Genomic DNA, 22453 nt, shown 5'->3' with positions numbered 1-22453 from the left:
ACAATACGTAACAACTAAAGCTTTATTTTTTCTTTCAAGTCTACAATCATTTCATCTTTGACACCTAAATAACGTTGACTTCCTAAATATCTATTCTTATTAAATTCATCATAGTTAGTTTCATCAGCGTTCATAGAACTCAAATGCACGTTTCCAGAAGAATGGATAAATTCCATTTTGTTATTACCTAACCAAATACCAACATGCGTAACACGTTGTTTTTTATTTGGGGTCGCTTTTGTACCAAAGAAAAGTAAATCACCTTTCTCTAAACCTTCAAATTTTAAGTTTTTATCTACGGTTTTACCAGCATTAATTTGTTGAGAAGCATCTCTAGGAATGATAAAACCATTCATTAAATACACCATTTTAGTAAAACCACTACAATCAATTCCTTTGCTAGAAGTTCCGCCCCATAAATAAGGAAAACCATTCATGGTTTTAGCTACAGTTTCAATATTTTCTTTTGATGCAACTATATTTTTTAGCCAAGAACTATAAATAACAGCTTCATTCTTTTTAATAAATCCAATTCTGTTGTCAGGATATTTTACTTTATAGAAATCATTGTCTTCAGAAATATATTGAAGCAATCCACCAAAAGTAATATCAGAAACAATTTCAGAATTTGCTGATTTATCAGCATAAGTATACCCGAAAATTTCAGTAAAAAGTACCTTTTTAGAGTTATTCCAAGCATCAAACTCACTTTTAGTCATCGATTGAATTCCGCCTTTATCAACCCAAGAAATATAATTGTCTGGAGTTTGAATTCTATAGAAATCACCTTTTTTATCCAATACTTTTAAAGACATTCCAAGCAAACCTTGTGTACCTAATTCTGCAGAATGTTTTGGTTGAGACCGAATATTGATGACCGAATTTCTAGCAATTGCATATTGTAGTTTTCCTACAGCAGAATCAGGTAAAATACGTACATGATTGGTAAATGCTAATTTTCTATTTTTTAAGCTGTCTAAAAGTATCAAAAAAGCTTTTTTAGAAGTAGTTTCTCCTTCTAAAATAAGATGATTGTCTACTGATTCAAATTTGATGTCAAACAATTCCACACGCTTGTCTGGAGCAAATTCTGCTTTTAAATTCGATTGAATATTTTCTAATTCAGTTATTGTTTTTGTGTCGTTTTTACAAGACATAAAAACCATTAGCATTAAAAAAGAAACGTTTTTTATAATTTTCATTAAAAATGTTTTTGCTAAAATACAAAACTATATTCTTTATAATTTGTGAATTCGTGGTAAAAAAGTTTGAAATTCACATCTAAAAATTGAAATCTAATTAGGATTGTTTTATATTTGGAAACACTCATTTTTTAACGCTGATGAAATATCAAAATAATTTAGAATTTGCCAAACAGCAAGATAAAGAAGATCCACTTTCTTATTTGCGAAACCGATTCCATATTCCGAAAGACAAAAACGGAAAAGATTGGTTGTATTTTACAGGGAATTCTTTAGGCTTACAGCCAAAATCTACCAAAGGATATATCAATCAGGAATTAGAAGATTGGGCTAATTTAGGAGTAGAAGGTCATTTTGAAGCAAAAAATCCATGGCTAAATTATCATGAATTATTAACTGATAAAATGGCGAAAATTGTTGGCGCAAAACCGATAGAAGTTGTGATTATGAACACCTTAACAACTAATTTACATTTGTTAATGGTGTCGTTTTACAGGCCAACAAAAACAAAATATAAAATTGTTATAGAAAGTGATGCTTTTCCTTCGGATAGATATGCAGTGCAATCTCAATTAGAATTTCACGGATTTTCTAAAGACGATATTATTGAGTGGAAACCAAGAGTAGGAGAAGAGTTACTTAATATAGAAGATTTAGAAACGATTGTTGAAGAACAAGGAAACGAAATTGCGTTGTTATTAATTGGAGGTGTAAATTATTACACTGGTCAGTTTTTAGATTTAGAGCGGATCGCTCAGATTGGTCATGCTAAAGATTGTGTTGTAGGAATTGATTTAGCACACGGAGCAGGAAATATTCAACCAAATTTGCATGAATCAGGAGTCGATTTTGCTGCGTGGTGTACGTACAAATACTTAAACTCAGGACCAGGGAGTTTAGCCGGATTATTTGTCCATGAAAAACACGCAAAAAATAAAGAGTTACCACGTTTTTCTGGTTGGTGGAATCACAATAAAGCCACCCGTTTTAATATGCGAATGCCTTTTGATGTAATGGAAGGAGCAGAAGGTTGGCAATTATCCAATCCGCCAATATTATCTATGGCGGCCATAAAAGCGTCTTTAGATTTATTTGATGAAGTTGGTATGGATGCTTTGAGAGAAAAATCAGAAAAACTAACCGGTTATTTCGAGTATTTAATCAATGAAATTGGTTCTGAAGATATTAAAATTATTACACCAAGTAATCAAAAAGAACGTGGTTGCCAATTGTCCATTCAGGTTAAAAATGCCGATAAAAGTTTGCATATAAAACTAACAGAAAAACATATTATTACAGATTGGCGAGAACCAGATGTTATCCGTTGCGCGCCAACTCCATTATATAATACTTTTGAAGATGTGTACAGCATGGTTTCAATATTAAAAGAGTTATTGTAGATACAAGAAACCTCAAAGGTTTTAAAAACCTGTGAGGTTTAATTTTTGAAAAAATGAACAGAAAAGATACTATACTAATAATAGGTGCTGGTTTATGTGGAAGCTTACTTGCTTTACGCTTAGCGCAAAGAGGTTATAAAATAGAATTGTATGAAAGCAGACCAGATTTAAGAAAAGTAGATATTTCTGCCGGAAGATCTATCAATCTAGCTTTATCGGACAGAGGTTTTAAAGCATTGCGTTTATGCGGAGTAGAAGAGAAGGCTAGAGAAATTTGTATTCCTATGTTCGGACGATTAATCCATGACAAAAAAGGAAATACCTTTGCTTCTAATTATTCTGGTCGAGAAAATGAATATATCAATTCTATTTCTCGTGGCGATTTAAATGCTCTCTTATTAAACGAGGCAGAAAAGCACGAAAATGTAAACATTCATTTTAATAAAAAATGTAAAAATGTTGATATAGAAAATAATACCGCACATTTTAAAGATTACGAAACCAAGCAAGAATTTTCTATAAAAGCAGATGTAATTTTTGGTACAGATGGCTCAGGTTCTTCTCTAAGAAAAAGCTATTATTTAGAACGTAAATTTTTGTTTAGCTATTCTCAGAATTATCTAAATCACGGATATAAAGAATTAGAAATTCCTGCGGATAAAAACGGGAAACATCAAATTAGCAATCAGCATTTACACATTTGGCCTCGTGGTGATTTCATGTTAATAGCCTTACCCAATTTAGATGGTAGTTTTACCGTTACGCTATTTTTAAGTTATACTGAAGGCGAATTTAATTTCGAAAATTTAACATCCGAAGAAAAAATAACACAGTTTTTTGAGCAAGAGTTCCCCGATGCTTTAGCAATCATTCCGAATATAAAAGACGAATTTATAAACAATCCAACAGGTGCTTTAGGAACCGTAAAATGTTCGCCTTGGTCTTATCAAAATAAAACCGTTTTATTGGGTGATTCTGCGCATGCAATTGTACCATTTTACGGACAAGGTATGAATGCCTCGTTTGAAGATGTTACTGTTTTTGATGAAATTTTAAATCAAAATTTAGATTCTTGGGAGACTGTTTTTAAAACCTATCAAAAAGCAAGAAAACAAGATACGGATGCCATTGCAGATTTAGCAATTGATAACTTTTATGAAATGCGAGATCATGTGGCAAATCCTATTTTTAAAGAGAAAAGAAAAATAGAAATGGATTTAGAAAAGACGTTTCCAACTGAGTATTTCTCCAAATATTCGTTAGTCACTTTTAATGCAAATATTGGGTACAACGAAGCCATGAAAAAGGGTAGAGCGCAAGACAAAGCGTTGTTGAATTTAATTGCAGGAGAAGAAGTCCACACGCATTTAAACATGACAAAAGACGAGTTAAAAGTTATTTTAGAGAAAGTGATAATAGAGACCAATATTATTTTAGAAGAGTATGATCTAACAAGATTATAATATGAGGTAAGTAATGAAAAATAAACTTCCAATAAATATATTTGATAAAAATATTAAAAATGATGCAGAGGCTAAAAAAAATGAAAACTCGTATTTAGGTAAAAAAAAGAGAGGAAGTGTTTCTAATAATAAGATTTTTAAAACTATTCTAAAATTTGTTATAAGTATTATTGGTGTTTTCTTAGTAGCTCTTGTATTAAATTTTATTATTTCTGAAGTTAAAAAAGCAAATGAAGACCCTATTGTAAGTGCTACGAATAAATCTATAAAAAGGTTGAATTTAGCAAACAAAACATTAAATATTGATTGGGAAAAAAAAGAAAATAGTATTTCTGATCTTTTAATTTACACAAATGATACTGCAGCAAACTTAACTGTTAAATTATACCCTAATTTTAAAAGAGATAATTATAGAGGGATGTTTACATATATTACTTACGATGCGGAAGCTAGAAGTATAGAACGGTTTTTAAATAAAAAAGATACTTTAGGGTATCGTGCTTATCTAGAAAAAGATTCTTTAAAAGTAAGATTAAGTATTTTTACTAATGTTGAAAATGAAATTAATTACAATGTTTGTAATACTTTTTTTCATACAGAAAAAGAGAAAAAGATGCTTTTAAAATTAATGGATAAAAAGAAAAAGCTTTCTAAGTTTCAAAAAAGAATGTTAAGAATTGATAGAATAAATGAAAGACAAGTCAGTTTTATTGATTTTAGCGAAGAGGAATTAAAAAAGGAAAAACTAGAGGGTAGTATTAAAAATCTTTTTTATCATAAAATTGATTTAAAAAATCCTAAACATTTGTTTTATTTTACAAGTAATAATTCAGAAATGAAGCGAGAAGAATTTAAGTTAAAAACAGTATCTTTTAAAAGGTTTTTACTTAAAAAAGAAGATACTGCAAATTGCTGTTTTATAAGAAAAGTAAAAATAACATTACAAAAACCAACCAATTAGTTCATATTATGAAGAGTTTTATTGTTTTATTAAGAGGAATAAATGTGTCGGGAAAAAATAAACTCCCAATGGCAGAACTACGTGATTTATTAAACGATTTAGGTTTTAAAAACGTACAAACATACATTCAGAGTGGAAACATTATTTTAGAATCTGATGATGGTAAATCTGTGATTTGTAAGAAAATTAATGAAGGAATTCAAAATAAATTTGGTTTTGATATTCCTGTAATTGCAAGAACAATTCCTCAATTAAAAAAAGCAATTGCTAGTTACCCTTTTCCTACAGACAACACCAAAATAGTTGCCTTTGTTTTTTTAAATAAAAAAGTATATGAAACAAAAGTTGAGGTAAAAGATATTGAGAATGATAAATATTTAATAGATAATGATATGGTATATATTTATTGCGAAACTGGTTTTGCTAAAACTAAACTTTCTAATAATTTATTTGAGAGAAGCTTGTATGTAAGCGCAACAACTAGAAATTATAATACCACATTAAAGTTATTAGAGTTGGCAGAAAGCAATTAAAATTGGTATGAAATATACAATCATTGGCGCAGGAATTGGTGGATTGACGACAGCATTGGCTTTTGAACAAAAAGGAATCGAATACCAAATTTTTGAAAAAGCACCTGTTTTAAATGAAGTCGGCGCCGGAATTTGGTTAGCGCCAAATGCATTGCAAGTTTTAGAAAGTTTAGGTGTTTTAGAAGACGTAATTGCTAACGGCAATTTTATTGATAGAATTACCATTGGCAAACAAGATTTATCACCAATTTCAGATAGTAATCAAGATTTTATAAAAGATATTTTTGGCTATACAACCGTTGCAATTCATAGAGCAGCGCTTCAAAAATTGTTATTTGATAAAATTCCGAAAGAGAAAATATTTTTAAACAAAGGTTTTGAATCTTTTAAAGAAATAGCAGCTAATAAAATAGAAGTTACATTTAATGATGCTTCTAAAACAACAACAGATTTTTTAATTGCTGCAGATGGTATCAACTCTAAAGTCAGACAACAGTTATTTCCAGAAAGTAGCAAAAGATATTCTGGGCAAACTTGTTGGCGAGGAATTACAAATAGGGTGTTAGAAGACGATTTATTACACAGAGGATTTGAACTTTGGGGAAATAAAATTAGATTCGGAATATCGAAAGTTTCAAAAGATAAAACCTATTGGTTTGCAGTTGTTTTGGCAAAAGAAAATGAGGAAGTAGAGGTTAATTTGGTAAAAGAGAAGTTGCTAAAAATGTTTTCTGATTTTGATCCTTTAATAACTGACTTAATTGCTGCAACAGAAATCTATCAAATTATAAAAAGTGATATTCACGATTTAAACCCACTTAAAAAATGGCATAAAAATAATATTTGTTTAATTGGAGATGCTGGTCATGCTACAACTCCAAATATGGGACAAGGAGGAGCACAAGCTATTGAAGATGCCTATTATTTAAGTAATTTAATAGCTGAAAATAAAGACAAAAATGTTTTTGAGTTGTTTCAACAGAAAAGACAAAAGAAAGTGAATTTGGTTGTTAATCAATCTTGGATGACCGGTAAAATGGCACATTGGAAATATGGTCAAAGTTTTCGGAATTTTATCTTAAAAAATGTTCCTAAAAGTATTATAAATAAGAAAATGATAGCATTATATCAATTAGAAAAATAAAATATGAATAAAGATATAAAAGAAAAAATAATTGAAGTTTGTGATGAAAAAATAGCTAAAAAAGGAACTAGTGTTGGTTTGTCATTTTATGCTTTTTTTAAGAATAAAAATGACAATCCGGTTTTGTTAATGGAAGTCGCAAAATGGTGGATTGAAACTCATAAATTAGATCATTTTGAAAAAGCCGTGAAGATTAAACAAATGGTTTTAGATCATAAATAAGTACCAAGAATCAAGAACAAAGAATCAAGGAAAAAGAGACAAGAGACAAGAGACAAATTGCATAGATTGTAAAATGATATAATTTTCGACTGTGCTCGACTAGACATAAACATAAAATATGAATTTAGGATTACATAACAAAAACGCTTTAGTTTGTGGAAGCACACAAGGAATAGGAAAAGCAACTGCAATTTTATTAGCAGAAGAAGGCATAAATGTGACTTTAATTGCTAGAAATGAAGAAAAGTTAAAAGTTGTTTTAGCAGAATTACCCAATAATAATCAGTGTCATAGTTATTTGGTTGCCGATTTTTCTACCCCACAAGAGCTGCAAAAAGTTTTAGAAAGGACTAAATTAAAATTTCATATTCTAGTCAATAATACAGGCGGTCCAAAAAGTGGCGCTTTAATTTCTGCAACTTCGTCAGATTTAATAAATGCGTTTCAAATGCATGTTGTTTGTAATCAGATTTTGGTACAAGCTTTGGTTCCGTTTATGAAAAAAGAAAAATTTGGTAGAATTATTAATGTCATTTCTACGTCTGTAAAAGAGCCAATTCCTGGTTTAGGAGTTTCTAATACGATTAGAAATGCGGTTGGAAATTGGGCAAAAACATTGTCTACAGAATTGGCAGAATTTGAAATAACAGTAAATAACGTGTTGCCAGGTTTTACAGACACGGCTCGTTTAGATGAGATTATTAAGATCAAAGCAAAAATTGAGCACACTACAGAAGCAGAAATGGAGCAAATTATGAAAAATTATGTGCCCGCAAAACGCTTTGCAAAATCCGAAGAAACTGCTGCAGCTATTGTTTTTTTAGCAAGTGAACAAGCAAGTTATATTAATGGTATTAATCTTCCGGTTGATGGTGGAAGAACGAAAAGTTTATAGTTTAACGGATTTTGCGTTAGGGATTGAAACGGCATCCTTTTTGCTTTTTTGCAAAAAGATATAGTAAAAAGCCCGACCTTTAGGGAACGCCCAAATATTTATAAGAATTAAGAATAAAGATATTTAAAACGAAAATATTTTAGACTAACTTTATAAAGTATAGATTTTTGTTTTAAACATCTAAATACCCAAACAATATGAGAAATTTAGTACAGCCTTTAAATTTTAAAAAGTGGATTGATGAACATCGTCATTTATTAAAACCACCCGTTGGTAACAAGCAAGTTTGGGATAATGGTGAGTATATTGTTATGGTTGTTGGTGGGCCAAATAATAGAAAAGATTATCATTATAATGAAACTCCGGAGTTTTTCTATCAGGTTGAAGGTGATATGATTTTAAAAATCATTGATGACAAAGGCGAACAAATTGATGTAGAAATTAATGAAGGTGATATTTATTTGTTGCCCGCAAAAGTACCACATTCGCCGCAAAGAAAAGAAAATACGGTTGGTTTGGTAATTGAATATCCGCGAAGCAAAAAGATGAAAGATGCTTTGCAATGGTATTGTGAAAACTGTGGAAACTTGTTGTATAGAAAGAAATTTAAGCTAAAAAATATAGAAGTTGACTTGCCAATAATTTTTGATAAATTTTATTCTGACATAAATAAATGTACGTGTGATAATTGTGGAACGGTAATGGAAGCTCCGAAAAAAGTTGGCAGTTAATCAGTTATGGTATGCAGTAAAAAAATAAATTGGTCGTCATTGCGAGGAACGAAGCAATCTCATTCTCAAAAATGAGATTGCCACAGAAAGTAAAAAAACTTTCTTCGCAATGACACCGTAACACTGAAATTAATTCAGAAAGATGGAAAAAAGAAAACTTCGCATAAACGGACATTCGCATTTATTACCATATCCAGAAGAAATTCCTGATTTTATGAAGGAAAAAGAAATTTTTTGGGTAGATGATGAGCGTAAACACATGTTGCAGAAAGGATGGAAACGTCCTGTAACAGATTCTAGTTTTTTCTTAGATGAGAAATTATTGTGGATGGAAAAAAACAAGCTAGACCATGCGGTTGTTTTAAATCTTTCTCAATTATACGGTAATGGATTGCGTTTAGAAGAAATGAAAAAAGCGTTGCGTTTTCAGAATGATTTTAATGCAAAAGTGCAAAGAGAACATCCATCTAAATTTACGTGTGGGTTTGTGGTTCATCCTGGTTTTATTTATGGTGCTTTAGATGAAATAAAACGGTGTGTAGAAGAATTAGGCTTAAAAGTATTATGCTTACCTACACATTTTATGGATTCTATTGGGCAATGGCGTTGTGTGTTTGATGAAGAAAATGATCGGATTTTTGAATTGGCAGATAAATATAAATTGGCAATAGAAATTCACCCGTATGATGGTGATAAAATGATAAAATTAGAAAATACCAATTGGCGTTTTCATTTAATTTGGATGTTGGCACAATGCGGAGATGCGTATCATTTTTATACTTTAAACGGAATGCAAGAGCGTTTTAAAAACATAAGAACGTGTTTTGCGCATGGTGGTCAATTGGCACAAATGAACTTAGGAAGAAGGATTCAGGGTTTTGATGGTAGACCCGATTTGTTTGAAGGTAAAACGCATCCTAGAAAGGCAGTCGGACATAAAAATATCTTTTTTGATACGTTGGTCCATGATACCGATTCGTTAAAATTAATGTTTAAAAGACAAGGTGTAAGTCAGGTTTTAATGGGTTTAGACGATCCGTATCCGTTAGGAGAAATGGAAAGTGATGCACAGTCTTCTTATCCTGGTAAAATTTTAGATTTAGCAGTTAATGAGAATATTATTACAGAAACAGAAAAAGGACAAATTTGGGAAGATAATGTGTTGCAATGGTTGTTTGGTGATGATGAGGTTGCGAAGCAAGAATTAGTAAGAAAGATACTCTCTTAATAAGTTGGCAGTTAACAGTTGCAGTATTCAGTCCATGATTAACTGAAAACGGCGACTGAAAACTGAATACTACTTTTCACATTGTTTTAAAACATTTTCAGCTCTCTCTAACATAAACTTTGGGTAGAATTCAATATCAATTTCCTCTTTTTTGCCAAGCTCAATGGCACGTTTAATTTCTGTACAATATGGTTTTGTAGATTTTCCGAAGAAACGAGCAGACCCCATATTCCATTCTGCATTACCTAAAATAACTCTTGGGTTGTTGGGTGCTATTTGTAATGCTTTTGCATATAATTGACTCGTTTCTCCAGATAACGTCATGCCGTATTTTTGTCCGTCAAAGGCAATATAACCTAGGTTTAATAGTGCTTGGGTAATTATAATTTCTGGATTATTTTCTGAATTTGATTTGGCGACATCTAAAAATTCTTGAGCCTTTGTTAATTTCGCTTTTAAAACAGTTTCATCTTTTAAACCAAAGCTACTTAAAATCTCTACCGTTGCGATATAATACGCGGGCATCCATTTTTTTGGTTCAGCTTTAGATATTCTTTCAAATAAATGAGAAGCTTCCGTCATGTTTCCTTTTTGCCAGAATCCGAATGCTTTTTGCATTCCTTTTTGATATTTTGTTTGCGCAGCAATCCCTGTCGCAATGAAAATTGCAATGATTAAAATAGATTTTTTCATCTTAAAAAGTTTTAGGTAATTGGGTTATATTTTAATTTCAATTGTTTTGTTTGCTGTTAATTGAAATTTAGCATCATCGTATTTTGGAGGTCCCATAAAGCCTCTCGCGTTGTTTGAGCAACCATAGTCTTCTTTAGGAATTTTAAACATGTTCGTGTCCATTTTTTTGTTATCATTTTCATCATGAACAAAAGAAACAGCATATTCACCTTTTGGTAAATCTTTAAAAATTACGATAGATTTTTTGTCTTTAATTTTTGCGGTATCAGCTTTAAATTGTTTTTTTAAGAAATGGTCTTTCTTGTTGTAAAGACCAACTAATAAAGTGCCTTTATCAGAATTTAAACCAGAAATATTTATTGTTAAATCAGCCGTTTTTTCTTGTGCGTTTGTAGTTGAAATGCCACTAAAAACGATGGCTAATATTAAAAGTAATTTTTTCATGATTGTTTTTCTTTTTTATTGATGATTCAAATATCTGATGTTTCTACTTGAAATACACAAGAATAATACCGAATTGTTGTTTTTTGTTTCTGAAATGTAAAAAATACTTGTTTTTTTATAAATAACGAAAAAAAAGGCTGTCTAAAAAGAAATAAATCTTGTCATGCTGAACTTGTTTCAGTATCTTAATTTACTGAATATCAAATTTCAAAAGAATCTGAAATAAATTCAAATTGACAAAAATTCACTTTTTAGACAACCTTTTTTAGAAGATGTATTTAAAGTTAATGACTCATTGCAAAAGAAGCAGCTTTCCCTATTTCTTTTAATTCTTTTAATATTAATTTACCTATTTTTTTTAGATCGATTTTTTTAGTAGTAGCAGTAGTAGTTTTCATTTTAGTTGTTTTTATAAAAGGTTATATTATCTATTGCAGTTTGTGCGTTGGTGTTTCTAATTACAAGTTTATAAGTGCCTTTTGCTAAGCTTATATTTTCATTATATAAACTCCAACCTTTTGGGTTTGCAGTAGGAGTAAAAGTCATAATTGGTTCTGATGTATAGTTTAAATCATTTTCAAAAATGAGAATTTCTAAATTATAATCTCCCCATTTAGAAAAATCTCCAGGTTTATAATATTGAAATTGAATTCCTAATTTACCATTAGAGAAATCTTCTGTAAAGGTTATTTCTTTTTGAATAGCAGAAGTAAAATAACCTAGACAAGTACCCATATTTGTTGCTACAAAGTTAGAGTTGTTGCCTTCATAAGAATAAGTAAGCCAATCTGTAAAATCTTCTTTTTTACCCATGTATACGGTACCACAGTGGTTTGTTTCTTCGGTAACGTTTCTTAATTCTTTTCCAGCAGTGTAATTTCCAAAAATACTTGTTGTAAAGCCTTCGTTAGAATTTTCAAAATCTAAATTGTAAAGTACTTTAGCGTCACTTACACTAAAAGAGATAGATTCTTTGGATGATTGGTTGTTATTATTACTTACAGTTAAAGTGAAGCTATAGTTTCCTTCTACTAAGTTTGTAATCGTAATGTCTTTTTTATCGCTTTCAAAATCCGCAGCACCACCAGCAGTTTTTTTCCATAGAATAGTTTGTGTCTGATTACCAGTATCTGAAATTGTAGCATTTATTTCTACGCTATTCTTTGGTAAGAAAACCGTTTCTACAACATCAATGGCAATAATAGGAGCGTTAAGAGATCCGTTTTCTTCTTCTGTATTTGTGCAGGAATAGGTTAAGAATACACAGAGTGCTAATAATGTTAGTTTTTTCATGATAATAAATAATTTTAGAATTGTTATTTGTAATTACTTTTGTTGACTTTAGTATTAAACGTTTTACTTTCAAAAAACCCTCCTTTTTATTTTTTGTAGGGTTTTATCAAGTTGAAACGTTTTATAAATAAGAATATATACTATGAAAGAATTGAAGTCTGTTTGTGATTCTAAAATTTTTGAAATACTCTATAACAAATATGCAGATGATGTTTATGGGTTTATGTTTTATAAATGTGGCAATAAAAATTTGGCAGAAGATTTTGTACAAGAATCTTTTGTAACCATGTGGTCTAACTGTAAAAAGGTGCTTTTTGATAAAGCAAAAGCCTATTTATTTATGGTGGCTAATAATTTATTTATAAGTGATTATAGACATCAAAAAGTAGTTTTAGAACATCAGAAAATAGTACCGAATGCTGTTACTGCAGAAACGCCTGAGTATGTGTTAGAAGAGCAAGAGTTTTTAAAAAAATTACAAACGGTTATTGGTAATTTATCAGAAAAACAAAGAGAAGTATTTTTGATGAATAGAATTGATAAAAAGAAATACAAAGAAATTGCAGAGGAATTAGAAATTTCTGTAAAAACAGTAGAAAAAAGAATGAGTGCAGCTTTAAAAGAAATAAGAACGTATATAAAAGGAATTTAATATGGAAGCTATAGAAAAGTCTGAAACATTATTAGCCAAATGGGTTTCTGGAGAAATGACAGAGGAAGAACTTAGTGCGTTTAAAAAATCAGAAGATTATCAATTATTTGCTAGAATTACAGAAGAAGCCGCATTGTTTAAAAAACCAAAATTTAATAAAGAAGAAGTCTTCTCAAAAATAGTCAGTGAAATTACAGAAAACAAAAAAGCGGTTTCTGTAGATAAACCTAAAAAAGTAAAAATCTTTACCTTAAAAAAAATAATGAGTGTTGCTGCAACTTTGTTATTACTGGTTAGTACTTTTTATTTTTTAAATTTTAATACAGATGTTAATACAGGTTTCGGAGAAAGAAGAACCATTATTTTACCAGATAATTCTACCGTTATTTTAAATGCAAAATCTAGTTTATCTTATAATAAGAAGAATTGGAAACAAGATAGAACGCTAGAGTTAGAAGGGGAGGCTTATTTTAAAGTAGCAAAAGGAAGCAAGTTTCAGGTAAAAACTACCGAAGGAATTATTAGTGTTTTAGGGACTCAATTTACCGTTTTTGAAGAAGAAGATTTCTTAAGTGTTACATGTTTTGAAGGAAAAGTAAAAGTAGAAAGAAAGGATGTTGTAATTATATTGACTAAGGGAAAAACGTTTTCACAATATAAAGATGCTGTTCCGTTAAAACTGGGTACTAAGAAAGTGAATCCAGATTGGTTAAAACAAGAAAGTTCTTTTGTGAGTGCGCCATTGTTGGTTGTTTTAAAATCGATAGAAAAACAGTATAATATTAAAATGATAAATTTAGAATTAAAAAAGGACCAACTTTATACAGGTAGCTTTGTGCATACTAATTTAGAACAAGCTTTAGAAGCTGTTTTATTACCGATGAATATAAGTTATACCGTTTCTGATGATAAAAAAATCGTTACTTTAAAATAGAAATTTTGCAAAAACGAACCTTACTTTTCTTTTTAATTTTATCCTTAAATATTTTTTCTCAAGAGGATAAACAAAAAGAGATTTCTTTAAAAAAAATATTAACAACTATTGAAACAAAGTTTGATATAAAGTTTGCCTATGCAAATCATTTAATAAAAGGGAAAAGTATTGTATTTAATTTTGATCATAAGAAGTTAGCAGAAATAATAGTAGAATTAAAAAAAACGATTCATTTAGATATTAAGGAACTAAGTAAAAATAGATTTCTAATTGTTTTACCTCCAAAGAAGATTACTATTTGTGGAGAATTACAAAATGAGAACAACATTGCAGAGAAACTAAGAGGAGCTTCTGTAAAAATAAAAGGGACAAATATTGGTGTACTTTCAAATAACGAAGGGAAATTTAGTTTTAAAAATATAGAAACTTCTGCTGTTTTAGAAGTTTCTTTTATTGGTTTTAAAACGAAATATATTAGTGTTAGTAATTTTCTTTTTGAAGACTGCATATTAATCCCCATGCTTGAAGAGTCTACTTCTTTAGACGAGGTAATTATTACAAACTATTTAACAAATTCAATTTCTAAAACAATCGATGGAGCTATCGTATTTAGACCCAAAAACCAAAATGTACTTCCAGGGCTTACAGAACCAGATATTTTACAAAGTGTACAACAATTACCTGGCATTTTAAATGTTGATGAAACTGCTTCTGGTTTGCATGTTCGTGGCGGAACACCAGATCAAAATTTAATACTTTTCGATGGAATTAAATTGTTTAATACCGGTCATTTCTTCGGTGCAATTTCTGCATTAAATCCATATATAATCGATAAAGTTACAGTGTACAGAACAGCTTCTAATAGTAAATACGGTAATCATATTGCAGGAGTTGTAGATGTAGAAACATCGTCGGACATTGCAACTAAAATGTCTGGTTCTGCTGGTTTTAATTTTACGCATGTAGACGCAAATATTAAAGTGCCGATTAATGAAAAGGTAAGTGCAATTGTTTCTGTAAGAAGGTCTATTTCAGATATTGTGAGAACGCCTACAATAGATAAATTGTCTAACAAAGCTTTTCAACATTCTTCAGTAACAGAAGACGCTAAAGATGCCAAAGACTTTAATGTTATTAGCGATAATAATTTTAAGTTTATAGATTACAATTTAAAAATAAATTACAAACCAACAGCAAATGATTTTTTATCTATAAGTCAAATAGGTATTTTAAATAATTTCGATTATAATTTTTTAAACTTAGATTTAAAAGAAGATAGATCGGATGATTTAAGATTAAACAACCTTGGTTATAGTGCAACCTGGAAAAGAAAATGGACAGATAAACTTTCTCAAAATTTTAATGTAAATTACTCTCAATACAATTTAAACTATAATAATCAAAAAGTTTCTAATGATGAAGAATATGCTAAAATAGAAAAGAGAAATGATGTTGCTAATTTTGAAGTGAAACTAGATTTTTTACAAACAATAGGTAAGTTTCAACAAATGAAATATGGATATCAATACGGATATCAGGATATTTCTTACTTTTTGGAAAGAGAAAATAGCAACCAGTTTTATGGAACTAAATTAACATTAGATACCAATAGTAATAATATTCACACCCTGTTTAGTGAGTATTCGTATAGTTTTAAGAAAAAGTATGTATTAAAAGCAGGTGTTCGTGGTAACTATTTTAGTTCTATTGATAGATATACTATAGAGCCTAGAATTTTTATGCAAATAAAAGTTTTACCTAAATTTTGGATGAATAGTTCTTTTGAAGTTAAACAACAAAATACGAGTAAATTATTAGAATTTGATACCATAGATTTTGGATTGGAAAATCAACTTTGGGCTTTGTCTAACAATAAAGAAATCCCTTTGTTAGAGAGTAATCAGTTTACTTTTGGTGCTTTGTATTCTGCAAATAATTTTACAGTTGATGTAGATTTATATAGACGAAAAATAAAAGGATTAACAACTTTAACAACGGGTTTTGATAGTTTTATTCAAGAAATTTATACAGGAGAAGCTATTACTCTTGGTTTAGATTTACTGATAAAAAAAACATGGCATAACTTTGATACTTGGGTAAGTTATAATACTGGTAGTTCTAACTTTACTTTTAGTGATCTTAATGGAGGAAAAGAGTTTAGTGGTAATTTTGATGTTTCTCAGTCTTTTTATTGGTCGAATAATTTTAAATATAAAAGCTTTACTTTCTCTACAGGCTTTAGTTACAGGGTTGGTATTCCTTTTTCTTCTGTAGAAGGACGAAATGATAATTTTGAAATTCTTAGAAAAGGAATTAATGATGCTAGGCTACCAGATTACCATCGATTAGATTTTTCTAGTGCTTATGATTTTAAACTGAATAAAAAAATAAAAGGGAAAGTAGGGGTATCTTTATTAAATATTTATAACCAAGGTAATATTTTAAAAAGAGAGTACGAAAGTAAAATAACACCAGATAATAATGCTGTTTTAGTAAAAAACGATACAAAATCTCAAGGTTTTACTCCAAATTTCTTTTTTAGAGTTTCTTTTTAAAAACCTTTTGTTTACAAATTATCTAACTGATTTGTTTTTGTATTATCACTAATTGTCCAAAAGAAACCTACAAAAAAGAAGCTGTCTGCATTTGGGATAATTGCTTGTCGCTCAAAATTTCCATTCGGTTCTGCGGTGTTTTTATAGTTGTAGCCAAATACATTCTGAGTTCCTAAAACGTTGTTTACGGAGAAATATAAAATCTTTTGTTGATCTATTAAATACGCCCAATTTAAACTTAAAGAATTGTAGTTTTTAGTCTGATTGTTTAAAAAACCAGTTTCATTTGGGTTGGTATAATTTCTGCTGGAAGCAAAATTGTAACTAAAACCAACTTGACTTTTCCAATCTGCTATCCAATGTTTGGCTACCACAGATAAATTATGTTCGGAAGCAAAACTAGGTCTTGCTGCTGTTGGATAATTTCTATAATCTCTTTCGGTATCTAGATAGGAGTAAGATACCCAATAATCGGTGTTTTTTATTTTACCATCTTGTCTCCAGAAAATATCGAAACCTTTGGCATACCCATTTCCGTTATTGTTAAAGTTACTTGTAAATATTGGTTGGTTGTCATCATATTTCACCAAGTCTTTATAGTCTTTTAAATAGGCTTCAATTCTAAATATCTGACCTTGTTTTGTATGTTGATAATTGGCAATTAAATGTGAGGTGTTTTCTGCTTTAAAATCTTGATTGAATTTTAAATATTCATTTTTCGGATTCTGATAAAACTGACCGTAAGCCAAGGAAAATTGTGCGTTTTTATTCACTTTATAGGCAATAGAGGTTCTAGGTGAAATTGTCGATTCATTTAATAACTCAGAATGTTCTGCTCTGACTCCTATTTTTGTTGCTAAATTTTTAGAGAAGAAAATATCTGTTTCTACAAACGAAGCAAAGATGTTATTGTTAAATCCATATTCTATTTCATTGCTATTATTAGCGTTGTAAACTTCTTTAAAATCTGTCATAAAATATTCTGATCCAAAACTTACTTTAAATCGTTTAGAAAACTGTTTTTTAAGCTTCACTTTAAAGTGCATGGAGTTTTCATTGTCTGTTACTAAATCGTCAATAATTTTAAGGTTAGAATGATCGTTTGTAAAACTAAACCCCGTTTCTATTCTCCAATTATCGCCAAATTTGTTCTTGTAGGAAGTATTAAAGTAGAGGTTTCTATTTTTCAGTCCGAAACGAAATCCATCAACGAAATTAATATCATCTTGTATAACATCAAAATCTGTATAACTAAATGCGCCGTACAATTTTAATAAAGATTCATTCTTAAATTTATGTCTATACACCATTTCTCCACTTAAAGATTGTACAGGTTTCTTCCAAGTATTTCTATCAGGAAAAGCTTCTTGATAAGGTGCTAAATTGATGTAAGAAGTATTTACACTAAATGAATTGTTCCCCCAAACTTGAGTATTTCCAACACCTAAACCTAACGTCATAAAGGACAAATCTGTTTTTTCTTCCACAGGTTCATCAATAGTATTTAACTGTAAAACGCTCGATAATGCTTGTCCGTATTCTGCAGAATAACCACCAGTAGAAAAAGAAATTCCTTTAAATAAGAAAGGAGAAAAGCGTCCACGAGTTGGAATGTTATTTGCTCTTGGAGTATAAGGTGTAAAAACACGAATTCCATCCACAAAAATCTGAGTTTCTTCTGCTTCACCACCACGCACAAATAACCGTCCATCTTCATCTACGGTAGAAGTTCCAGGAAGTGTTTGCAAAGCGCCCATAACGTCGCCCAAAGCACTTGCTGTGGTAACAATGTCTAATGGTTTAAGAACGGTGACTTTGGCTTTTTCTCCTGCTTCAAATGTACCTGCATTGATAACAACTGCGTCTAAAGAATTTACATCATCTCTTAATTTAATTTTTAAATTTTTGAGTGATGAAACATCCGTAGTTTTTATAAAGGGTTCAAAAGAGATAAAAGAGATGATTAAGGTTTGTGTTCCTTTCTCATCAGTTTTGAAAGAGAATTCTCCCTTATCGTTGGTCGAAGTTCCATCATACGTTCCGTCTAAATATACATTCGCTCCATTGATAGGATTGTTTTTAGAGTCCGTTACTTTTCCGGAGATGGTGGTTTGTGCAATGATTGAAAATTGACAGCTGATTAATAATAAAAGTAGTATTTGTTTCATCTTGGTTGTTTTGATGATACAAAGATGTGAACTTATTCATGTTGAAAATAAAAACAAATACCGAGTTGTAATTTTTAAATGATGAATTGTAAAGTTTTTATAAAATATGGCCAACTGTCTTTAATTTTCTTAATAAACGCTTTTTAAATGTGATGATTATCTTTTTTTAATGAATTTTAGAAAGCCTTTTAAGTTCTTCATATCTATGCTGTTTTAGTTTGTTGAAAATGAACAGTCCATCTTAGGTTGTCTTTGAAATGAAAGGATTAGCGTTCTTCTTTTCTTCATGTTTACTTAATGTTATAGCTTCAATTTCATGTACTCGTTAATATTTAATTAACGTTTTTAACACTAAAGTTACTCAAGATTAAGGGAACAGTAATGCTTAGTTAATATTTGCAAAGGCTTCTAAGGATACTTTTGTAACCGATTAATTAACCTTTATAAATTAAATGATGAACAAGTACTTTAAATTATTTTTATTTCTTTTTGTAGTAACTTCTGTAAGTGCAGTTTTTACGAGTTGTAATCCTGAAGATGGTGTGGATGGTATTGACGGTGTTGATGGCATTAATGGATCTGACGGTGCAGATGGTGAAGATTTTACACCTTCTCCAGAAATGTTTTCTAACAAATCTTCTTTAGCTCCTTTAGTAACAATAAAGTCAGACTTTAGTTCAGTAGAAGCTTTCTCTTTAATAAGTTCTACAGATGTACTTTCTAACGGTTTCCGTTTAGTAGGTGCACAAGACGGTGCAGGATTTTTAAAAGATGGAGATGAGTATATCTATGTTGTGAATGCAGAAGATGATCATGCTGTTTCTAGAATTCGTTTTGATAAAGACCTGAATCCTATTAAAGGAGATTGGTTATTAAATAATGGTGTGTCAGATTATGCTAGACAATGTTCTGGAACCATGTGGGAAGCGGCAATTCACGGTGGTGATAAAGACATCTTTTTATCGGCTTCAGAGAGTCTTTCTTACGATGTAAAAGGTATCGACCCTTGGGTTGAAACACCTACACCTACGGCAGATTTTGGTTTAGATGCTTTAGGAGAATTCTCTTGGGAAAATGCAGTGCCTTTGCCACAAGGAGCATATGCTGGTAAAACAGTAATTGTTGGTGGTGATGATGATTCTAGTGGCTCTGAAGGACAGGTTGTTATGTATGTTTCTGAAAACGGTGATGCCGATTTAGAAAACGGAAAAATATATGTTTTAAGATTTAAGCAAGTGTCTGATGGTGCTGGTGGAACAATGGATGTTACAGCTAATACTGTTTACAACGAAGGAAGTTTAGAGTTTTCTAAATCGTATGATATAGAATTTGTTGAAATTGTTGATGGAGCTAGTTTAACTAAAAACGAAATGGAAACAGCTTGTACAAATGTATTTGCTTCTCAGTTTATGCGTGTAGAAGATGTAGATTACAGAAAAGGTAGCGATGCAGATGCAAGAGAGGTCTTTTTTGCTGTAACTGGTAGAGGACCTGGGAGAGGAACTTATAATGATTGGGGTACTGTTTATAAAATGGAATTAGATGCAACCAACCCATTAGAAGGTAAGTTAACGCAAATTATTAGTGGAAATACAGATACTAATAATAAAGATGGTAATGTTTCAGAATTACAAAGTCCAGATAATATTTGTGTAACAGAAAACTTTATTTATACGCAAGAAGATCCAAACTCTTTTTCTAGAAATCATGCTGCTCAAATTTATCAAAGTGATTTAAATGGTAACAATACTAAAGTTGTTTTAGCTTTAAAAATTGAAAATAACTTAGATCCAACAGGTTCAACTGGTTTTTCTGGTGAATTTGGTGCATTAACAGATATTTCTGATAAAGTTGGAGTGCCAGATACTTTTATATTAAATCTACAACCGCATTATTGGGAAAGCGATGATTTCGTTTCAAGCAGTTTACCACATAACCAAGGTGGACAAATTGTTTTATTGAAAGGATTAGCTAGATAATACAAACCATATTTTTAATATTAAGAATCTTCATTTTTACAATGAAGATTCTTTTATTTTTAGAACTTTCAACATGTTTAAATATTTTAAATCGTTATTTTTTTTATTAACTGGTATTCTTTTGATATCCTGTAATCAGGATAAAAAAGAAATGATTCCTATCGTGGATTGGACATCTGCCCAACAGTATTACGCCCAAAGTTTGGATACTGCTTTGCTGTATATAGATAGCTTAGAAGTTGCAGGGATGCATGGCGAAAAATCAAAAAAGTATTTTGCTTTATCTAGAGCTGCATTTAAAAAAGCAGAACCTTATGCATCTTATTTAAACCCGGAAGTTGGTCACAAAGCTAACGGACCTGCCTTACCAATTTATAAAGAAGATACGGGTAAAATAATAAAACCAGTAGGGTATCAAAAAATTGAAGAAAGTATTTTTGATAATGAAACCTCAGAAGCAGATTTTAATCAAGAATTGTATGTGCAAAAAGGCATGCTTTCTAATCTTAAAAAAGGGATTCTAAAACGAACTTTAAATCCGCAACGTTTTTTTATTGCAACACATCAGCAGCTTTTAAGAATTGTTAGTTTGGCTATTTCAGGATTCGATACACCCGTAAGTCATTTAGGAATTAAAGAAACGATTATTTCTTTAGAAAGTTTGCAAACCGTTTATGAGCAAACAATACAGGGTGTTGTAAAAGAAAAAAATAAGGAGTTAGACGCTGCTTTTAACAGTAATATTGAAAGCGCTATTTCGTTTATTAAAAAAAATGAAGACTTTGATACCTTTGACCGTTTTACATTTACTAGAGATTACATGAACTCGATTACTAGAAATTGGGTTGAAATAAGAAAAGCGAGTTCACTTTGGAATCCCATAAATACCACGCCTTTTAATTTTGATGCGCCTACCTTTTTTGAAGATAATAGCTTTAATCTAAATTATTTTACGCCAGCGATCAACCAAAATCCAACCGATCAACAAATAGCTTTAGGGAGAAAATTATTTTCAGATCCTAAACTTTCTGAAAATGGAAAAATGGCTTGTGTTAGCTGTCATTTACAAGACAAAGGTTATGCAGATAATGTCGATTTTAATTCAGATAATCAAGGGAATCCTTTACAACGAAATACACCAACACTTATAAATACCGCTTTTCAACAAAGTTTCTTTTTAGATGGAAGGTCAAATACATTAATAGATCAAATTTCAGCTGTTTTTACAAACGATAAAGAGTTTAACTCTAATGTTCATAAGTTTTCTAATGCTATTTTAAAAGATTCGACATACACGCCTCTTTTTAAAGATGCTTTTGGTAAAGTGTCATCTAATAATACAGATGTTATAAAAGCAATTTCATCTTATGTTTCCACTTTAAATGGTTTCAATTCTAAATTTGATAAAAATATGAGAGGAGAAGAAAACAATTTTTCTGATGAAGAAAAACTTGGATACAATTTATTTATGGGAAAAGCTTTGTGTGCTACTTGCCATTTTATGCCGTTAACAAATGGTACAGTACCGCCATTTTTTACGGAGACTGAAAAAGAAGTTATTGGGGTACCTGAAACTGCGGAAAATAAAAAATTAGATGACGATTTAGGATTTTATTGGAGCTATAAAGAGGAACTGCATAAAGGGATGTTTAAAACACCTTCTATTAGAAATGTAGCATTAACTGCTCCCTACATGCACAATGGTGTTTACAATACTTTAGAGGAAGTAGTAGCTTTTTATAACCTTGGTGGTGGAGGTGGATTAGGTTTTGATTTGGAGCACCAAACCTTGCCTTTTGATGAATTGAATTTAACGACTGATGAACAAGATGCTATCGTTGCTTTTATGAAAACGTTAACGGAAACACTTGATGAAAACTATGAAGAGTCTAAGTAGTAATTAAGTGTGTTTTATTTCTTTATATCTTCTTTAGACTGATTTTTTGATTGATCGAA

19 protein-coding genes are annotated in these 22453 nt (G+C 30.4%); 14 read left to right on the top strand and 5 right to left on the bottom strand.

Annotation, left to right across the window (positions count from 1 at the left end):
- Window positions 1-14 precede the first annotated feature (14 nt).
- Window positions 15-1202 carry a C40 family peptidase gene (locus JOP69_RS08185; protein WP_203393915.1) on the bottom strand — a complete coding sequence of 396 codons (1188 nt, stop codon included), beginning with the start codon at window positions 1200-1202 and terminating at the stop codon, window positions 15-17.
- Between the two features lie 140 nt (window positions 1203-1342).
- Here JOP69_RS08185 and kynU point away from each other — a divergent pair, with 140 nt between their 5' ends.
- The 9 genes from kynU (at window position 1343) to JOP69_RS08140 (ending at window position 9779) form a co-directional block, all read left to right on the top strand.
- Window positions 1343-2602, top strand: coding sequence for a kynureninase (gene kynU, locus JOP69_RS08180; RefSeq protein ID WP_203393916.1), 1260 nt, complete (start codon window positions 1343-1345; stop codon window positions 2600-2602).
- A gap of 53 nt (window positions 2603-2655) precedes the next feature.
- On the top strand, window positions 2656-4065 hold the full coding sequence (locus tag JOP69_RS08175; protein WP_203393917.1) for an NAD(P)/FAD-dependent oxidoreductase: 1410 nt from the start codon (window positions 2656-2658) through the stop codon (window positions 4063-4065).
- A 13-nt stretch (window positions 4066-4078) separates the two neighbouring features.
- On the top strand, window positions 4079-5026 hold the full coding sequence (locus tag JOP69_RS08170; protein ID WP_203393918.1) for a hypothetical protein: 948 nt from the start codon (window positions 4079-4081) through the stop codon (window positions 5024-5026).
- Window positions 5027-5034: 8 nt separating this feature from the next.
- Complete coding sequence (locus JOP69_RS08165; protein ID WP_203393919.1) at window positions 5035-5559, top strand: DUF1697 domain-containing protein; 525 nt, start codon at window positions 5035-5037, stop codon at window positions 5557-5559.
- A gap of 7 nt (window positions 5560-5566) precedes the next feature.
- Window positions 5567-6703, top strand: coding sequence for an FAD-dependent monooxygenase (locus JOP69_RS08160; RefSeq protein ID WP_203393920.1), 1137 nt, complete (start codon window positions 5567-5569; stop codon window positions 6701-6703).
- Window positions 6704-6706: 3 nt separating this feature from the next.
- Entirely contained in the window at window positions 6707-6925 is a 219-nt protein-coding gene (locus JOP69_RS08155; protein ID WP_203393921.1) for a DUF6500 family protein, read from the top strand.
- Between the two features lie 118 nt (window positions 6926-7043).
- Window positions 7044-7820 carry an SDR family oxidoreductase gene (locus tag JOP69_RS08150; RefSeq protein ID WP_203393922.1) on the top strand — a complete coding sequence of 259 codons (777 nt, stop codon included), beginning with the start codon at window positions 7044-7046 and terminating at the stop codon, window positions 7818-7820.
- Window positions 7821-8017: 197 nt separating this feature from the next.
- Window positions 8018-8551 carry a 3-hydroxyanthranilate 3,4-dioxygenase gene (locus JOP69_RS08145; RefSeq protein ID WP_203393923.1) on the top strand — a complete coding sequence of 178 codons (534 nt, stop codon included), beginning with the start codon at window positions 8018-8020 and terminating at the stop codon, window positions 8549-8551.
- A gap of 142 nt (window positions 8552-8693) precedes the next feature.
- Window positions 8694-9779: an amidohydrolase family protein gene (locus tag JOP69_RS08140; RefSeq protein WP_203393924.1), complete on the top strand. Its 1086-nt coding sequence runs from the start codon at window positions 8694-8696 to the stop codon at window positions 9777-9779.
- 69 nt (window positions 9780-9848) lie between these two features.
- Here JOP69_RS08140 and JOP69_RS08135 read toward each other — a convergent pair whose 3' ends face one another.
- From JOP69_RS08135 to JOP69_RS08125, 3 genes are all read right to left on the bottom strand, one after another.
- Window positions 9849-10472, bottom strand: a complete 624-nt coding sequence (locus tag JOP69_RS08135; protein ID WP_203393925.1) for a hypothetical protein — start codon at window positions 10470-10472, stop codon at window positions 9849-9851.
- A gap of 24 nt (window positions 10473-10496) precedes the next feature.
- Window positions 10497-10916: a DUF2141 domain-containing protein gene (locus tag JOP69_RS08130; RefSeq protein ID WP_203393926.1), complete on the bottom strand. Its 420-nt coding sequence runs from the start codon at window positions 10914-10916 to the stop codon at window positions 10497-10499.
- A gap of 399 nt (window positions 10917-11315) precedes the next feature.
- On the bottom strand, window positions 11316-12209 hold the full coding sequence (locus JOP69_RS08125) for a hypothetical protein (RefSeq protein WP_203393927.1): 894 nt from the start codon (window positions 12207-12209) through the stop codon (window positions 11316-11318).
- 142 nt (window positions 12210-12351) lie between these two features.
- Here JOP69_RS08125 and JOP69_RS08120 point away from each other — a divergent pair, with 142 nt between their 5' ends.
- Genes JOP69_RS08120 through JOP69_RS08110 form a run of 3 tightly spaced genes read left to right on the top strand, consistent with a single transcriptional unit; the run spans window position 12352 to window position 16350 of the window.
- Window positions 12352-12861, top strand: a complete 510-nt coding sequence (locus JOP69_RS08120) for an RNA polymerase sigma factor (protein WP_203393928.1) — start codon at window positions 12352-12354, stop codon at window positions 12859-12861.
- Between the two features lies 1 nt (window position 12862).
- On the top strand, window positions 12863-13795 hold the full coding sequence (locus JOP69_RS08115) for a FecR family protein (RefSeq protein ID WP_203393929.1): 933 nt from the start codon (window positions 12863-12865) through the stop codon (window positions 13793-13795).
- A 5-nt stretch (window positions 13796-13800) separates the two neighbouring features.
- Window positions 13801-16350: a carboxypeptidase-like regulatory domain-containing protein gene (locus JOP69_RS08110; protein ID WP_203393930.1), complete on the top strand. Its 2550-nt coding sequence runs from the start codon at window positions 13801-13803 to the stop codon at window positions 16348-16350.
- An 11-nt stretch (window positions 16351-16361) separates the two neighbouring features.
- Here JOP69_RS08110 and JOP69_RS08105 read toward each other — a convergent pair whose 3' ends face one another.
- Window positions 16362-18518, bottom strand: coding sequence for a TonB-dependent receptor (locus JOP69_RS08105; RefSeq protein WP_203393931.1), 2157 nt, complete (start codon window positions 18516-18518; stop codon window positions 16362-16364).
- Window positions 18519-18970: 452 nt separating this feature from the next.
- On the opposite strand from JOP69_RS08105, the gene JOP69_RS08100 reads away from it, so the two are divergent.
- Together JOP69_RS08100 and JOP69_RS08095 are read left to right on the top strand one after the other, a co-directional pair.
- Window positions 18971-20497 (top strand): hypothetical protein, encoded by a 1527-nt coding sequence (locus JOP69_RS08100; protein WP_203393932.1) that lies wholly within the window; start codon window positions 18971-18973, stop codon window positions 20495-20497.
- A gap of 151 nt (window positions 20498-20648) precedes the next feature.
- Window positions 20649-22394 (top strand): cytochrome-c peroxidase, encoded by a 1746-nt coding sequence (locus JOP69_RS08095; protein WP_252191211.1) that lies wholly within the window; start codon window positions 20649-20651, stop codon window positions 22392-22394.
- Window positions 22395-22453 lie beyond the last annotated feature (59 nt).

Origin of the sequence: Polaribacter sp. Q13 (genome assembly GCF_016858305.2) — a bacterium.
Classification (GTDB): Bacteria; Bacteroidota; Bacteroidia; order Flavobacteriales; family Flavobacteriaceae; genus Polaribacter.
This window is presented reverse-complemented; position numbering and strand designations above follow the sequence as displayed.

Bases quoted from the DNA above. Each gene is read 5' to 3' on its own strand.
- JOP69_RS08160 (WP_203393920.1), top strand. From the start codon at position 5,567: ATGAAATATACAATCATTGGCGCAGGAATTGGTGGATTGACGACAGCA.
- JOP69_RS08150 (WP_203393922.1), top strand. From the start codon at position 7,044: ATGAATTTAGGATTACATAACAAAAACGCTTTAGTTTGTGGAAGCACA.
- JOP69_RS08105 (WP_203393931.1), bottom strand. From the start codon at position 18,518: ATGAAACAAATACTACTTTTATTATTAATCAGCTGTCAATTTTCAATC.
- JOP69_RS08115 (WP_203393929.1), top strand. From the start codon at position 12,863: ATGGAAGCTATAGAAAAGTCTGAAACATTATTAGCCAAATGGGTTTCT.
- JOP69_RS08135 (WP_203393925.1), bottom strand. From the start codon at position 10,472: ATGAAAAAATCTATTTTAATCATTGCAATTTTCATTGCGACAGGGATT.
- JOP69_RS08140 (WP_203393924.1), top strand. From the start codon at position 8,694: ATGGAAAAAAGAAAACTTCGCATAAACGGACATTCGCATTTATTACCA.
- JOP69_RS08165 (WP_203393919.1), top strand. From the start codon at position 5,035: ATGAAGAGTTTTATTGTTTTATTAAGAGGAATAAATGTGTCGGGAAAA.
- JOP69_RS08185 (WP_203393915.1), bottom strand. From the start codon at position 1,202: ATGAAAATTATAAAAAACGTTTCTTTTTTAATGCTAATGGTTTTTATG.
- JOP69_RS08170 (WP_203393918.1), top strand. From the start codon at position 4,079: ATGAAAAATAAACTTCCAATAAATATATTTGATAAAAATATTAAAAAT.
- kynU (WP_203393916.1), top strand. From the start codon at position 1,343: ATGAAATATCAAAATAATTTAGAATTTGCCAAACAGCAAGATAAAGAA.
- JOP69_RS08100 (WP_203393932.1), top strand. From the start codon at position 18,971: ATGATGAACAAGTACTTTAAATTATTTTTATTTCTTTTTGTAGTAACT.
- JOP69_RS08130 (WP_203393926.1), bottom strand. From the start codon at position 10,916: ATGAAAAAATTACTTTTAATATTAGCCATCGTTTTTAGTGGCATTTCA.
- JOP69_RS08145 (WP_203393923.1), top strand. From the start codon at position 8,018: ATGAGAAATTTAGTACAGCCTTTAAATTTTAAAAAGTGGATTGATGAA.
- JOP69_RS08095 (WP_252191211.1), top strand. From the start codon at position 20,649: ATGATTCCTATCGTGGATTGGACATCTGCCCAACAGTATTACGCCCAA.
- JOP69_RS08120 (WP_203393928.1), top strand. From the start codon at position 12,352: ATGAAAGAATTGAAGTCTGTTTGTGATTCTAAAATTTTTGAAATACTC.
- JOP69_RS08125 (WP_203393927.1), bottom strand. From the start codon at position 12,209: ATGAAAAAACTAACATTATTAGCACTCTGTGTATTCTTAACCTATTCC.
- JOP69_RS08155 (WP_203393921.1), top strand. From the start codon at position 6,707: ATGAATAAAGATATAAAAGAAAAAATAATTGAAGTTTGTGATGAAAAA.
- JOP69_RS08175 (WP_203393917.1), top strand. From the start codon at position 2,656: ATGAACAGAAAAGATACTATACTAATAATAGGTGCTGGTTTATGTGGA.